10 protein-coding genes are annotated in these 15,423 nt (G+C 54.7%); 4 read left to right on the forward strand and 6 right to left on the reverse strand.

Going from position 1 to position 15,423, the window contains the following annotated elements; all coding sequences use genetic code 11:
- Nucleotides 1–330 precede the first annotated feature (330 nt).
- Nucleotides 331–1,719 (reverse strand): hypothetical protein, encoded by a 1,389-nt coding sequence (locus FGL94_RS17490; RefSeq protein WP_144927970.1) that lies wholly within the window; start codon nucleotides 1,717–1,719, stop codon nucleotides 331–333.
- 387 nt (nucleotides 1,720–2,106) lie between these two features.
- On the opposite strand from FGL94_RS17490, the gene FGL94_RS17495 reads away from it, so the two are divergent.
- The 4 genes from FGL94_RS17495 (at nucleotide 2,107) to FGL94_RS17510 (ending at nucleotide 5,456) form a co-directional block, all read left to right on the forward strand.
- Nucleotides 2,107–2,739: a hypothetical protein gene (locus tag FGL94_RS17495; protein ID WP_144927973.1), complete on the forward strand. Its 633-nt coding sequence runs from the start codon at nucleotides 2,107–2,109 to the stop codon at nucleotides 2,737–2,739.
- Between the two features lie 388 nt (nucleotides 2,740–3,127).
- The gene (locus FGL94_RS17500) at nucleotides 3,128–3,961 is read left to right on the forward strand and encodes a type IV toxin-antitoxin system AbiEi family antitoxin domain-containing protein (RefSeq protein WP_144927976.1); all 834 of its coding nucleotides are present in this window, start codon (nucleotides 3,128–3,130) and stop codon (nucleotides 3,959–3,961) included.
- Nucleotides 3,958–4,755, forward strand: a complete 798-nt coding sequence (locus FGL94_RS17505) for a nucleotidyl transferase AbiEii/AbiGii toxin family protein (protein WP_144927979.1) — start codon at nucleotides 3,958–3,960, stop codon at nucleotides 4,753–4,755. The genes FGL94_RS17500 and FGL94_RS17505 overlap by 4 nt, the downstream gene beginning before the upstream one ends.
- A 254-nt stretch (nucleotides 4,756–5,009) precedes the next feature.
- Entirely contained in the window at nucleotides 5,010–5,456 is a 447-nt protein-coding gene (locus FGL94_RS17510; RefSeq protein WP_144927982.1) for a hypothetical protein, read from the forward strand.
- Nucleotides 5,457–5,680: 224 nt separating this feature from the next.
- On the opposite strand, the gene FGL94_RS17515 is transcribed toward FGL94_RS17510, so the two are convergent.
- From FGL94_RS17515 to FGL94_RS17535, 5 genes are read right to left on the reverse strand one after another with little or no spacing between them, the layout of a single operon-like run.
- Entirely contained in the window at nucleotides 5,681–8,557 is a 2,877-nt protein-coding gene (locus tag FGL94_RS17515; RefSeq protein WP_144927985.1) for an AAA family ATPase, read from the reverse strand.
- Nucleotides 8,558–9,913: a metallophosphoesterase family protein gene (locus FGL94_RS17520; RefSeq protein ID WP_321168835.1), complete on the reverse strand. Its 1,356-nt coding sequence runs from the start codon at nucleotides 9,911–9,913 to the stop codon at nucleotides 8,558–8,560.
- A gap of 36 nt (nucleotides 9,914–9,949) precedes the next feature.
- Complete coding sequence (locus tag FGL94_RS17525) at nucleotides 9,950–12,097, reverse strand: phospholipase D-like domain-containing protein (protein ID WP_144927991.1); 2,148 nt, start codon at nucleotides 12,095–12,097, stop codon at nucleotides 9,950–9,952.
- A gap of 51 nt (nucleotides 12,098–12,148) precedes the next feature.
- Nucleotides 12,149–12,730 carry a metal-dependent hydrolase gene (locus FGL94_RS17530; protein WP_144927994.1) on the reverse strand — a complete coding sequence of 194 codons (582 nt, stop codon included), beginning with the start codon at nucleotides 12,728–12,730 and terminating at the stop codon, nucleotides 12,149–12,151.
- Between the two features lie 47 nt (nucleotides 12,731–12,777).
- The gene (locus FGL94_RS17535) at nucleotides 12,778–15,321 is read right to left on the reverse strand and encodes a Piwi domain-containing protein (protein ID WP_144927997.1); all 2,544 of its coding nucleotides are present in this window, start codon (nucleotides 15,319–15,321) and stop codon (nucleotides 12,778–12,780) included.
- Nucleotides 15,322–15,423: the final 102 nt, after the last annotated feature.

A 15,423-nucleotide genomic window follows, 5' to 3' on the forward strand; every position in this document is an offset into this window, starting at 1 on the left:
TTTATTCTTTTCGAAATTCTCATCGACCGGCTGTTTCAGGCGAGAATGTGTCTGAAGAATAGGATTTCAACAAGGCCGAAATTTCGCATAATCGCCGGTGTGTCTGTTCCGGATTTCGGGAAACGAGGATCGTCTCGATAGAAACAGCGCGCCCTCGGAAATTCATTCCTTTACCCACTTTCCGGAATCGCTTTTAAGTTTGATATCCGAATCTCCGAATCCGTGTTAACCAACAAACTGGCTGTGTCACAGAATTTTGTTGGTTAAACCGAAGCATTTGGATTCTCCGAGCCAGACCTGCCGGTCGAAATTATTAGGCTAGCTCTCATCCTAACCATCTAGTTCCGTGTCAGACGGCCATGTCGGTCCCTCTGGGCGGGGGATCTCTTCTACCAAATCCTTCTCGAACTTCGAAGCTCTCCAGGCTATCACGTTCTCCTTCCGTTGGACGTATTTTTCGTCGGTATCCAGCCAGCGGGCAATATCCTCGTAACTGTGACCAGCACAGAGCAGCAGCATCAATGCGAAATCGAAGCGATCGAGATTGCTTTCGTTCGCATCAGCATCAATACGGTCGAGGAACGCCTTTGAGGCATCACCGACGAACTCCATCAGTATCTCATACACCTCCTCGTCATCATATCCATTGAACGTGAATCCCTTCGTGATGTTGTTCCTAGGATCACTCTCTTCGGTATCCCAGCGAATCTCTTCGAGGGCCGCTCTTTCACAGTCGTGAAGTCTCGACAGGCGCTCTGGATTTTCCTGTTCCCAGGTCGTGAGTGTGTCGGCCACAGCCTCAGATTGAGCGTGTTCGATATAGGGATCACACCCTCGCTTAGCGATGACTGACTCGATGTTCTTTCCCGAAATCGTCAGTAGTACGGACGCACATCGATCAGTCTTCTCGAGGATCTGTGCGACTTCACGACGCGATTCGAGTTCGTCAAGGCCTGCACGTTTCTGCGCGTCGTGGACGAGGTTGTTTCTGCGTTCTTTGACCTCGACAAGCGATCCATGGTCACCTCCGGTCAGTATTTGGATATCACAGAGTTTCTCTAACCGCTTAGCATGTCCCATACTCCGGACGTGCTCTGTGATGCTGTCGAGACGAGCTTCCTCGCGAAAGAGTTCGTTGAGGACCGTTTCTGTTGTCAACTCTTCGATGAGTGCCGAGGCGAGGAGGAGATACGAAAAGAATGACCGCTCAACTTCGCTGTCGATCTCGTCGGCGGACCGGAGTTTTTCAGCGATTTCAGCACGCTGTTCGAGATAGTACTCGAGGACGTTGTCTGAGTGCCCGATGAGAGAGTTTTGGCGCTCTACGTATGCAACTTGGAGCAGTAATTCCTTGTCGAAAGGGGTGCTCTCACTCAGGTCTTGGCACTTCTGGAGCGAACTTGCCGGGAGATGGCGAGTCAAATAATCGATGTCGTCGTAGACGAGCGGTGTATTTGTCGGGCAATTGTCTACGATTGACTGAAAGTCGTCGTTGTCAGCGAGCTCGCTGAGTGCAGCACGTATCTCGTCGACGCTAAGTTCCCGGACATCTTCTGACTGGTCTGATTCCTCACCGACTGGAACGACGCGGTACGACGCATTTCCAACGATGACGACCGGCCCTTCCAGGTCGAGAACCTGATATTCCCCGATAGGGCTCAGAGAGACTGTCTCTGCATCTATTGCGAACGATAAGTCGAGATCAGTGTCGTCGCCCACGCGTCCAAAACAGCAAAGAGCTCTATTCGACTTGGGCTTCGTACTCGTCCCAAAGTGTGTCGATGTCTGTGCCGGTCTCCTCAGAGATATGACGCAGTAACTGCGCCCTGTTCTCGAACCGACGGAGCTGGCCCTTTGCGCTCATAGTAGGACATAGTCGCTCTTGTAGTAATAAATCACGGGGGTACATTTTCGGAAAGTCTCGAAACAAGCGAGATACAATAATTGATCAAGATATAATGGATGATATTGATGTTAGTAGATTGTGGCTCTGTTGATATCCTTAAGCACAGATAGGGTCGCCGTGCGAGATATAGAGGTTGTATCCATCACAGCACGCTTGTTTATCCTGTTGATTGACATCGCTGGCTCTTGAACGGGCTTTGTATGGGTATCTTCGAGAGCCTCCGATCTCTGGTTTCCGGAGAATCATCGAATAAGGATGGGAATGAGGAGGAAATGAAAGAACTGCTTGAGCAGATTGCTAATGATATGGATGCGGATGCTATGGCCGAGGCCGGATTCAATATAGATCCGATGCCGCGTGAGCTCTCGCGGGATGAGCACCGCGATATTATATACGAATACTATGACGTTACACAGAGTCAGGCTGAGAAACTGATTGATGCAATAATTACTGGTCACGGGGAGGGTTGGGGATATGATAAAACGGCGCGTTACGCTGGTCAGGAAGGACTGGATATATCTCGGGAACAGATCAAGACGATTGTCTGGAATGAGGAAGCCGGGATTATGACTCGGTTTCACGTCCGCCAGGTTCAGGGGAGTGATGTCGTCTCTGGTGTCGAGTGGATGTTGCCTGGTGATGGAGATGTTTCTCCAGTCTGTGAAGCCACAGCTGAAGAGATCGAGAAACAAGGTGGAAGTGTTTCAGTCGAAGAGCTACAGACTATCTTATTCGCTAATGCTCAGACGTTTGAAGATGGCACTCCTGAACGTGTGCAGCACTGGATCCCCCACGACCGCTGTCGATGCACCTTGCAGAAAACCATCGGTTGACTCTTTGGAATACTGGGTTTGAGACGGGGCCTCAAGTAAGAGGTTTGATCGCGCTTCCTGCGCTAATCACGGCAAGTTTGATCGCGCTTCCTGCGCTAATCACGGCAACTGTCTATCGGGCACCTGACTAAGATTTTCGTCTTGAGCAGGTCCCGACTTGTCTGATAAGTCGTTCCTGCTGAGACCACTTCGGTTCGCGCCTGCTCACACGAATGCCTGTTAACTAAGCACCAGTTAGTCCCCAGACCGCGGTAGTAAACAAAAGATTTCTGATCGCTTTTAGAGTCTATGTACTCTGAGCCACTGTGGGGTCGACCTTGGGCACGAAGACACTCAATAAATACCTTTATTTCCGAACTGATTTAGACTCTATGTACGCTGAGAGGCTATGGGTTCGACAAACGAATCAGAGACTCAAAAAAAGAGTCTATCGACGCGTGAATCTCAAGCTCTCTCGCGACTCGCAAGCGAGGGGCGACAAGTCATTACTATCGGCGACGTTGAGGATACGCTGGAGAGTTCTCGAAAATCAGCCAAGGATATGGTGTATTCTCTCAAGGAGAAAGGATGGCTGGAGCGCCTCTCTCAGGGGAAATATCTCATCTTGCCACTTTCGGCTGGAGAGAATGCGGTTTACACGGAACACGAGTTCGTTATTGCTTCGGCACTCGTGGAACCAATGTACATCGGCTATTGGAGCGCGATGAATCATCATGGTCTAACGGAGCAGATGTCGCGGACGGTATACCTCGTAACGACGAAACGCGCAGAAACACGTGAGATTCATGGCGTCCAGTATCGGCCGGTGTCGGTCACTGAGAAGAAATTCTTTGGATATCAGCCGATGGCAGTCGGATCGGCGCAGGTGAACATCGCCAGTATCGAAAAGACGCTGGTCGACTGTGCTGATCATCCCGAGTTCTGCGGGGGAGTCAGTGAACTTGCCAAGGCGCTGCAAAACGCGACAGAGAAGCGGTGTTCGTGGGAGACGGTCGTAGAACATCTCTGCCGGGTCGGGAATGGTGCTGCAACGAAACGCATCGTATACCTCGCAGATCAACTCGACATCGATCTCCCAGAGTACTGGGATCTCGTTGAGGATTTCACGACCGGGTATCCACTTCTCGACCCAACTCGGGAAGCAACGGGCACCCGGGACAGTAAGTACCAGCTGCGTCTGAACGTGGAACCTGAAGTATTCCTTCCAGACGACTTCGTATGATTACCGATACACGCCTGAGGCAGTTAGCCAGAGAACTAGACGTCCGTTTGGGTTACGCGGAAAAGAACTACGTCAACTCGTGGATTCTGTGGGCAATCTATACAGGTTCGTATGGAGATAATCTGCTGTTCAAGGGCGGCACCGCTCTTAGCAAGCTCTACTTCCCAGAAACGTGGCGGTACTCAGAAGACCTCGACCTCGGTGTCGAAGGCAACTACAAAGGTAGTGAGGAAGAGTTGGGGACTGCGTTAGACGACGCAGCAAGGCGATCCGGGATCGACTTTGAGGTTACCCAACATCGCGAGTTGCGAAACGAGGGATATCCAACCCATTACGTCGACATCGACATCCAGTACAACGCCGTTCTTGGCCACAGGAATACGACGAGCTTGGACGTCATGATTGACGAGTACGTGGCGTTCGATTCAGTGGATCACACCCACCAGTATGAGGATACGCCCGAATTCACGTTGACTGCGTACAGTCTCGAAGAAATTTTTGCAGAGAAACTGCGAGCACTCTACCAGCGATCACAAGCGCGTGACTACTACGACCTCTATCGGATGATTACAGAAGCCGATGTCGATGACTCTGTCATCGTGCCAGCATTTACCAAGAAGTGCGAACACGACGATCTGGATATCAATCTCGAGGACGGACTTCCAAGCGAGAAGCGCGCTGAGATTCGTGATGGCTGGCAGAATACGCTCCAGGATCTGGTTTCCGACCTCCCTGAGTTCGATTCTGTCTACAAACGACTGGAGGACTACATCGATTCCCTGACAGAGAGTTAATCGCCAGTAGTTCGTAATACGATTTATTGGGCGTGTTTGAGCCGGGTGTCGTCCATATCGATCATTCACATACACTCCAGAAATACCTTCAGGAAAGTCGAACGAATCTGTAACCGATATGTAGTTCTAACTAACGGCTGTTTCAGCGGGAAAGCTGTCGAACAGCTTTCAATAGAACCAGTCTGGCTCTATTGAACTTCTCTCATCGTCTCGCGGTTTATATAGCTGTTAGGTTATTGGAACTCTGATCGTGAGTGGCTAACAGCGGCCTTCCCCGGAATGCCCCAACAAAGGATTTCAACAGGGTCCGGGCTGGCGAAGAGGATTTCAACACGGTCAAAGAACTCCGGGCAGAGTTGGGGTCACTGTTTCCTCCCGTCCTCTACTGCCTCAATAAGGTGGATACGCATGCTGCACCTCATCAGTGGCCCACAGAAGACCATCCAGAGGTTTCAGGTAAAATAAAACGCAATCTGGACTTCGTAGCTCAAGTCATCGGGGAAGTGTCAAAAGAACCGTTTGAGTCCACACAACCGCTATACGGGTACGAATTTGATTCCGAGAATCATATCGACGTCGTGCCGACGTTCCTCCTGCAAGAACTCTATTGGAATGTCGAAACACTCTCCTGGATGCTAGGAAGCTACCTTCCTGAGAGTGCCCAACTTCAATTTTTCAGGTACAGCGTCGAGAAGACCTGATGCGAAAATTTTCGCGCAGCACTACCAATCGGTTTGCTACCTTAGTTGGCGGCATTGGCGGAGCCCCGACAGCGGTTGCCGATCTACCCGTCCTACTCGGACTTCAATTCCTGCTTAACAACTCCCGACACAAGTTCTCGCGCCGGTACTCATCATTGTAGCTTGCTCCTTCACCACAAAATACTGGTTTCGACGCTAGCTTCTGCCAACAAAACGTTTAGCAGCTAATCCGTCATAAGCCGACGTTCGAGTACGTCGGCATTGTCCGTTCTCGTGAACACGCCATCCTCAAGCGACCAGTACTGTGCCAGTGAGTCAGCAGCGGAAGTGAGGTTCACGAACTCGGGATGGCAGGTCAAAAAGAACACTTGATTCGTCGACGCGAGCTCGCCGATCACTTCGAAGACCCGTGAGATATGGTCAGGATCGAAGTTCGTGGCAGCGTCGTCGAGAACGACTGGGAGTTCGGCGTCAGTCTGGCGGATCCGAGCCAGACGGATGGCGAGAAACAGCTGTTCGGCTGTTGCCCGGCTCAGCTCGCCAACACCGTGGTCAGGCCCAGTGCTGCGAAGCGCACGGAACTCGAGTTCCTGTAGCTCTCCGCTGAGTTCGATCCCATCGTACTCCTGGGTGATGCTGCTGAATATCTGGCTGGCATCATCGACGAGTGAGTGGACAACGTCCTCCATAAGCCGCTCGTGAAGTCCGCTGACCATCTCCTCAGCAATCCGGTTGACTGCGTACGCTTCACCAACTCGTTCGAACTCTACACGTCCCTCGTCGATTTTTGCCTGCGCTTCACGGAGATCCTCCTCCGAAGCCAGCTCGTCACGCACCTTATCCAATTCCAAGCACCGGTCGTGTAGTTCGTCACGTTGTTCTTCCAGGTCTTCAATCTCGGCCTGTGTGTCGCGAATTTCGTCCTGAATGGCCTCCACGTCCGCAAACGCTGCGTTTTCCCTCTCTGCGACCTCAACGAGCGGCTCGTCGTCCTCCCAAACAGGGGCAAAGGCCGTCTCCGCTGACGGACTGTCGAGTCGACTCACAACCTGTGACTTCTGTTGCTCGCGCTCTTCGGCAGCGTCTACGATTTCGCTGGCGTTGTCTGCCTGATTGCGGAAAGCCTGTATCCGACGATAAATCGTCTCGTCGTCGGTCGATTCGTCAATCGACTTCTCTTCGTCCCACGACGTGAGTACAGCGTCAATATCTTCGATAGCGTCCTCCCGTTCCTGGCTGGCCACGCGAACGTCAATCGCCAGTTGAAGATCAGCTGCTGCCGAGTCAAGTGTCGACAGTAATGCGGAGGCATTCTCCAACGGGGAACCCTTCGACCAGGATATCTCCTGAACATCCTCAAGTAGAGACGCTACTGCGTTTAACTCCGAAGCGAGCGCCTCACGCTCATCTTCCCACTGTGAGCGCTCTCCTCGGTACTCCCGGATTTCCTTGTTTAATTCGACGACCTGTTTGTAGAACGAGGCCACCTGTTGGGGCGGGAGGTCCTCGGGAAGTCCGAGTTCCTCCACGAGTTCGGTGAGTTCGTCCTCCTTCTTGCTGAGCTTCTCGTCCACTTCCTCAATTTGATCTTGCGATGCGCGTATGTCACCGTCAAGGCTCGCAATAGCCGCTCTGAGTTCCCGTCGCGGCTCTGTGTCGATGGCTGGTTCCACCGTGACGGTGGAATCGATGGCGTACATTCCGACCGCGATGATTACCAGCCCAACTATTCCACCGACAACGGGCGATGTAACGAGGCTCGCACCGGTTCCGACTCCGACCGCCACCGCGGCGATAATCAGCGGTTTTTGTTTTGGAAGCGTAACCTCAGTCTCCGCTTCGTCGCTCTGCTTTAGCTCCGACAGTTTGCCTTTGAGGTCCTCGCGACGGCTACGGTCTGAGCTGAGGTCCTCGCTGAGATCCTCTCGTTTCTCCCGGAGCTTCGACACGTCTGAGACGAGGTCATCAACACGGGCTGTGTCGACTGAACTCGTCTCTATGTCTTCAATATGAGAAAATGACTCGTCCCATTCGGAATGAAGGTCCGAGATGTTGGATTCAATCTCGCGACGTAGTTCTACGAGCTCTGTCTCCTGTTGAGAGAGATCGTCGATCGTTTCGGCCCACAGCTTCCTCTCGCCGTCCAATGCGGTTATCCCGTCCTCGTTGTCCAAGAGCCACTCGTGATACCCCGGAGTCGAAAGAGTCGTATCGTGTTCGAACGCTTTCTGAGCATCTGCGAGCTCATCAACTGCCTCGTCGAACTGTTCTTCAAAGTGTTCGAGACGGTCCGTCAGATGTACAGGGAATTCCTTTGCAGCCGAAACATCGGTCTCGGCAAGCTCAACTGCTAATTCATCAATACGCTGTAACGGCTCGAATAGCTCACTGAGAATACTCAACCGATCTCGCTTCCGGCGTTTGACTTTGAGATCGTCTTCTGCACCTCTCTTTTCAGAACGCTTCTTCCGAAGCTCGTCGGTGACCTCTTTGTACTCGTCGACCTGCTTACTGGCCTCTCTGCGGGCATCCATCCCCTCCCGAATCATCCGGTACGGTGCGTTCAGATCGGTTGTCTTGGCGGACGGATCTCCTCGTTTGAGGCCGATGTCGTGTGCACGCTTTCGGAACGTTTCCTGTACCTCTGGAATTTCGGCGATATCGCCGTACGCACCGCCGAGTAACACCTGCGCCAAGTCTTCGGCATCATCGATTCCGGGGGGTAGCCGACGAAGCTCATCAAGGCTAATGGTGTAGAGTTGCTGGTACTGACGCTCCGTTACTGGGCCGAATACGTCGTCTATGTCAATTTCAGATCCACCGTCAATTGGCGATATCGAGGGGGTTGCGTGCCCGTTCAAGACGTAACGATACTGACTACCATTGTGCGTAATTTCGGCGTCGATTCGATGCTCGTCAGTTGCCGGAGGTATCTGACCACTACGGCCGACTCCACCACGGAACTGACGAAGAGCCCGCATAAATGTCGATTTTCCCGCGCGTTGCGGTCCTCCGATAACGACGAGGTCTTCGGCGATACCGTCGAGTCGCGCGTTACGGAAACAGCCAAAGTCATCGATTCTCAGGGTCTTCAGCCGCATCTATTCTGCCCTCCGAATCGCTAGCTCCTCGAACACACGCTTTTCAGCCTGGTCAATGAGGCTATCAAGACGGTCAGGCGTTAGTGGCAACTGATCAGGCTGTTGTTCCTCGTGGTCCTCGACTCTCTCCCAGCCCAATCCAACGACATCTCCGAACTCCTCACGCTTCGCCTCTCGGTCAAGTTCGTCGACGAGCGCAAGGAATTCGTCTATGACGGGATCTTCACCGCGGAGGTCGTCGACCGATGGGATCGCCGGCCCAGTCGCATCCCGAACAGCTTCGGTCCAGACGAACGTTCGCCGCGACATCAACTGCTGTCGAAGACGCCGTGTGAGTTCGGCAAGACTCTCTTCGTCGCGTGACAAAGTTTCGTGAGCGGGGCCGTTTCCAGTGAGCCGCCAGCGACAGATGTAGCCATCAATTCCCCACTCGGGGTCGCGAACTGACACATCCGAATCGTCGAATAGTTCGGTCGGTGCTGCGAGATCGTCGACAGCTGATTCAACGGCGCGTTGGATATCTGGAATCGAACTCACCTCGGTATCACTAACGTCGACATCGACCGTTTTCCAGACAACAGGGCTGGTGGGTACGAACTCGATATCGGAACGCCCTCCAGATTCGATTTCAACTAAATAGGCGCCGCCAAGCCCCTGCTCTGTTATTTGCCGTCCCTGTGGTATCCCAGGATATGCGACCGGTCGTGCGTTCGTGAACAGACGAGGGCTGTGGATATGGCCGAGTGCCCAGTAGTGGATGTCATCTTTCGCTTCGAGTTTACTTCGAGCGACCGGCACATACCTCCGTCCGTCGGGGTTCAGGCCGGTGTGAAGGACACCGATATTGGGGATTTGACTGTCTTTCGGGGTAAACCGTCGATACATCGACCGGCTCTCGTGACGGTCGCGGTACGATTGACCCCAGATACGGGCTTCAGGAGCATCTGAGTCTGGATAGAGGAACTCTTCTGGCTCTTCGTGATCGAACTCGTGGACATTGTCTGGTAGGTCGACATAGGTTGTCGCGCTTCCTACGGGGTCGTGGTTGCCATACGAAACGCACGCCGGGATATTCTCGGCCGCCAACCGTTCGAATTGATCGTTCAGGAATACGTTCGCTTTGACGCTCCGCGAATCTTCATCATACAAATCGCCGGCGACGATGACGAAGTCGACATCTTCCTCCAGCGCAACATCGAACAGTCGCTTAACAGCCGTGTACACCGCTGAATCAAGAGCGTCGGAGGATTGGCTTGATCTCTGATGTTGGGTTTTGAGTTGACTTCCTAAGTGGAGATCAGCCGTATGTAAGAAGTTGACACTCATTTGTGACTCTTGCACCTGTGTCGAAAGCATTGATAAATCATATGGTAAACCTCTTCATGGGACTCGTTACAGTCGCAAGGCGCTTCGGGCCTTGGATAGGAACCCTTCTCTCGGATCCTCATCCGTCATTTCCCCGAGCCAGTCGAAGAACTCGTCCGGCGTCTTGACAATGAGGTCCAGCCCACGTTTCTCAATTCGAACCGTCATCGGTGGGTCGCGCTTGTACTCGTGTAGCTCGAAGCTCATCGACTCCGGGAACGTCACCTGGAGCGTGTCCCCGTCTTTACTAATCTCGACATCGTCACGATCGATGAGATTACGCCATCGCTCCCGACCGGTGTCAAACGCCTGCTCGGCCGGTTCAATCGGGAAGTAGTCCGGAACGGGCCGGTCAGCAAATTCGTAGAGATTCTGCATCGCCGCTCTGACTTCACGGAGAGCGTCTGAGTCCTCTCCCAGAACGAGGTCACGATTCAGGTATTCATGTCCGAACCACTGGAAGATTGGATTCTCCGTGTCGATGAGTCGATTCACCTCTGCCTCGCCCTGATGGGAGGTCATGAAGTTGACGTCGAACCGGAGAATCTTTGCTCGGTTCCGGAACCACTCCCCGGGTCGCTTATCGTTGGAGATGAACGCGAACAGGGGATACGAGGTTTCCCCGGTCCATCCGCTCCAGTAGTTCCGGAGGGTATCCAACGAGTTCACTTTCTGCTTTGTGATGTCGTCGACAACGACCGGGAAAGACGTGTGTGCCGACCGGAGATTCCGGACTTTTCGTTTGCCGATCTCGTCAGCGTCGACCGGTGCTTCCACCCGATTTCCACTAATCAACGAGAGCGCAAACCGACAGAATGTGCCTTTTCCACCGTTTGATTCCCCGAAGATGTAGAGATAGGGGAGGGCTTTGTCGAGGTTGATCCCGTGCTGTCGGTAGAAGGCTGCTTGGCGGTTCGCGAAGGGCGCCCAGAAAAACCAGAGGAGCGCTTCGTACATATGCGCCTTAACCGCAGTGGGATTGTTGGAATTCCCGTAGTTATCGACGGTCGCGAAGTAGTTCTCAATCTCTTCAAGCGCTTCGTCGACTTTCTCCGGACTTGTCGGGGGTTGCGTAACACGGTAGACTGTCCCATCGTAGTGGAATTTGAGCTGATCCCTGCCCTCGTTGAGATGCATCGTGGGGACATCGAAGACCTGCTGGGCGTACCGCTGGAAGGCATCTGGGGTTGTCGTCAGCGTCTCGTTTGACACTGTTGCGTCGAAATCGGTCATCTGAGACAGTGTACTCACCGTCGATTCGTCGTAGCCTCGGAGAGACAGAGTGATACGGTCCTGTGGTGCGTCGGCTAACTCCGGGTCACCGTTCTCTGTCGACTCGTCGGTGTCATCGGCATCATCCGTTGATTGAGTACTCTCGTCGCCAGCTGATGGCTCGCCATCGAGCGCGAGGTCTACTGTCTCTACCTCGGCATCGATATGATCAGCGAGACGACCATGTACCTCCCCGAGTTCATCCTGAGTCCCGACCCGACCCTCCGTATACAGTTTGATTACTTCCTCGCGGTCGTCATTCGACTGCTCAAGCTGTTCAGAGAGGTCCTGCAAGAACGGACCACCCTTGTTGTAAGAGTCTCTGTGATCTTGGTACAGGTCTTCGAACTGTGCGTAGAGGTCGCTCTCTATAGTGGTGTCGTACACGACTCCCACGTTCGTCTGATTCGACCAAGCGTTACGCGACAGGTTCGGGGATCCGATGACGACCTTCGACGGTGCTGTACTGACCTCCGCTGACGGGTCCGACTCTGGGGTTTCCCCTCCGCCAAGAGTCATCTGGTCGTCCTCCCCGCCTTCCTCGCCGTCCTGGTCCTCCTCCGGGTATTCGATCAAGTAGAGCTTCGAGTGGACCTCCTTGTTCTCACAGAGGTAGATTACCAGCTTGTCGTCCCGACGTAGTTGCTCAAGCCGATCCGCGAGATCCGGTTTATCGATGAGCCGTTCGCGATAATCGTCGACGTCTCCGACCACGACCTCCAGTCGTTCCAAGTTCTCCAAGTCCTCGAAGAGATCGAGAATGAACTCAGGCGAATCACAGTACGTGACCACGCGCATCCGCTTTGCCCCCTCGAAGACGTCGGAGAACGACCGCCAGCTTTTGAATATCTCTACGTGGCTGCTGTCCGATTCGTCGGTGTTAAGTGGTATATCGAATTTCATTTGATTTGGTCCTTGGTTTCCGGTGACGCGGTATCTGCTATGGTGGTGCCACTAACTGTCCACCACCAGATGAACGAGAACCCCGGCAGCAGCTGCAACGGCCACCAATACACCGTTCTTCCCTTGAAAGACGCCAAGAACGCCACCAAGACCGGCGAGCTGCTGTGTAGCGACCAGGGTTGCGAGACCAATGAGGCCGACGAACGGCAGGGAATGCGTGAATCCACGATGCGTGGTCAACGAATCGAACGTATCGCCTCCGGTGGCGAGAAGGGCGACAGCACCGATGACAAGAACACCGATACCCAGAGTAGACGGACTTCCCGCGACTCCGAGTGTGTTCACGAGCCCGCCGAGTAGCGCGACGCTATCTGGTGTGAAGACCACGAGTCCGATAACACCCCCGACAACCGTGAGCACCCCCAAACTGCCAGCAGCTTGTCGTGGTTTCGACGCCTGATGATCGATGTCCGGTAGTAACGACCCTACCACAAGGATAGCGCCGACACCGGCAGCGACGATGATTGCTTCTGTGGTTCCTCCACCGCGGTTAAGAACGAGGAATCCCCCGACTACGGCAGCAAGTAGTCCGGCGGTCTTCCCCGCGTTGAGGTGTTCGTTGAAGTTTCCCATTTGAATCGAATTCCCTGTTATCGTGTTGGTCGCTCGTCCGGACGCGATCAGATGTACGGTACTCCTCTGATGATCTCGCCGTTGATTAGGTACCCCTTCCGTGCAGCCTCGGCACACCGATCTGCGTAGTAGGTCGTTATCGGGAGCCGTGTACTCCGCTGGGCGCTCCCGACGTGACTCTCGCTGAGCCAGTACACCTGTTCCATCAGCGTCTGCATCGGAGTCTCGCCGGCTCGCCGAACGATGCGGAGCGTTCGCGGCGTTCCGAGTCCGTCGCTGTCGTCGAATTCGGGCCGACCCGTGGTCGTGAGGAAGCCGTAGTCGTCGTTCCGCGCGATGAAGATGCGCCCCTTGTGGTCGACACCGAACTGTCCGTTACGCCGGAACGCCGCACGGGGCGCCCCGCTCTTTCGGATGTCGAGAATGTCGATGTCGATTCCCGTCCCGTCGAACGGGGCCAAGATGGCGTCGACATCTTCGAACAGTCGACCGTCACGGTGAACGACGATACTGTCGGGTGCCTCGCCCTCCGCCCGGACGAACTCCCTGTGAACGTCTTTGAGTACGTCGACGACGGCGTCTTCATCGAACGTCTCACCGGACTGGAGGGATTGCGTCTTCGAGACGAACACGGTCCCGTCGGCGAGCACGACGTTCGCGCTCGCACCGAGGAACTGTCCAGTGCCCGGGTCGCGGGTCGCGTCGAGGCCGACGAAGCAGTCGGCATCACCGGGCATCTGGTCGACGCGCCAGGGAACGCCGCCAGCGCCAGCAACGATACCGAGCGCGGTGTTGCGGACGACCCACTTGTTGTCAAGGTTGTCCACCCGGACCATCTGCGACGGAATCATCTGCTTTCCGAGCGCCTTCTTGAACTCCCCGTACGGGTCGTCGATAGTACCGTCCTGAATGAAGTCGTTCGTCGGCGATGGAACAACAGCGAGAACAGCGTCAACATCGCTGATCGCAGCAGCTGCGTTACTGTACTCGATTTCACGACCCAACCCGTACTCGCTGTAGGAGGTTTCGTCCGGCGAACAGTTGATGTCCTCGAGCTGGTTCTCTATCCGAGCTCGGAGCTCGTCAAACTCGTCCGCATACCGTTCCGGGACGAGATAGTGGAGCCTGAACGAGGAGGGACGACGGTAGACGCCGTACCGATTCAGGCCGGAGCTAGGGAGGTCAGCGGTGCGGTCGTTGCCGAACCGAAGATTGTCCGCTCGGTCGACCTCCGTGGACATAAACGAAATACTCGGCCCGACGGGCGTCGGGTCGATGCGTGTATCGACTGCCGGGAGCGCGTCCAAGCCTGTAACGAACTGCGTCGCCTTCTGGAATCGCTCCTCAGGTAGCATCTTCGCGCGGCGGTCCCACTCCCGATGGAAACGCGGTGCCAGCTGCTTAACGACTTCTTTGCGCGGAGATACGCGGAGAAGTTGCGGAACGTGGACACTCGTATCGTCGCTGTTAGGGTTGTATTGTACCTTGACGAGCTGCGGGTTCTCCGAGCGGAGCTGTTCCAGCATCTCGTCCGAGACGCGGCCTTTTCGCTCGTACCAGTCCGCGAGCGACTGATTGCCGAAGTCCTGGATCGGGTCTGTGAACCGCATGTCTGCGAGGCCCTTGAGTCGCCCGCTCCCCGGCGTCGAGTACGTTTCTGGGTCGTGTTCGACGTGCGTATCGACGAGTTCGTCTACTGTCGCGTTCACGCGGTCGATATACTCATCGACGGTTGCCTGGCTGCGGGCGTGGTGGCTGACCTCAACCCCGACGTAGGCATCGCCGGAGGGAAGCACCTCGATACCTACCCGGTATGCGAGGCACGCTTCGAAGAGGTCCTCTGGCCCACTGATTACGGGGGCCTTCGTGCGGATACGGTCCACTCGCCCTGTCTCGTACTCGTCGGTCCTGATGCTCTTCTTGATCAGTTGCTGGAGGAGACGAACTATTGTCTCGTTGTCTGCCGTCTCGTCGGCGCGGAGGGGCACCCGGCTTTCGCCCGTGAGGGCGAACGGGTCTGGGAGGGGTATCTCCAGCGGCTCGGTGGAGATGAGCGACATTACTCCCGTGTGCGTGACGGCCGCGTTACTGGATGAGCGGAGGTATGCTGCGAGATTGTACGTCGCGTCCATCGGACTGTCCTCGAACGCGTCGTCGGCCTCGATACGGTACTCGTAGACAGACAGTGTCTCGAAGTCGCGATCGAACGGGAAGAGCGAGAGGTACGGAAGACCGTCTTGGAGCGTGTCGAATAGCTGACCGCTAGATGTCTTCTCTGACTCGCTACTGTCGCCGTTGTCATCTACGGGGGGTTCGACGACTTCAGCGCGTAGTCGTGAGGACCCGTTTAGACTCTTCTTGCCCCGAAACTCGTTTCCTTTGGCGTTCTCGAGCTCGTACCAGCGCCCTGACTCCCAGGCGAAGTCACTCAGCGCGTTGTTGTTCCAGATGGCGAGCGGGAACTCGTTGCCCGCGGTGTCGCGGACTTTGAGTCGTTTGGCCATTTTACTCGTCGGACGGTCCAATTCAGCCACTACTTGGACCGTAATGTCGATTCGTTCCCCATCCTCGATGTCGGCCTGCGTCGGCATCTACCAACGACATGGACAAGCAACGACAAATAACTTTCCACTAGCGTAGTTCAGAACACGCTATTTTGTGAGTAGGTGAAGGCTAATGAATGTGTGTTCAAA

Source organism: Halorubrum salsamenti, assembly GCF_007671685.1.
Classification (GTDB): domain Archaea; phylum Halobacteriota; class Halobacteria; order Halobacteriales; family Haloferacaceae; genus Halorubrum; species Halorubrum salsamenti.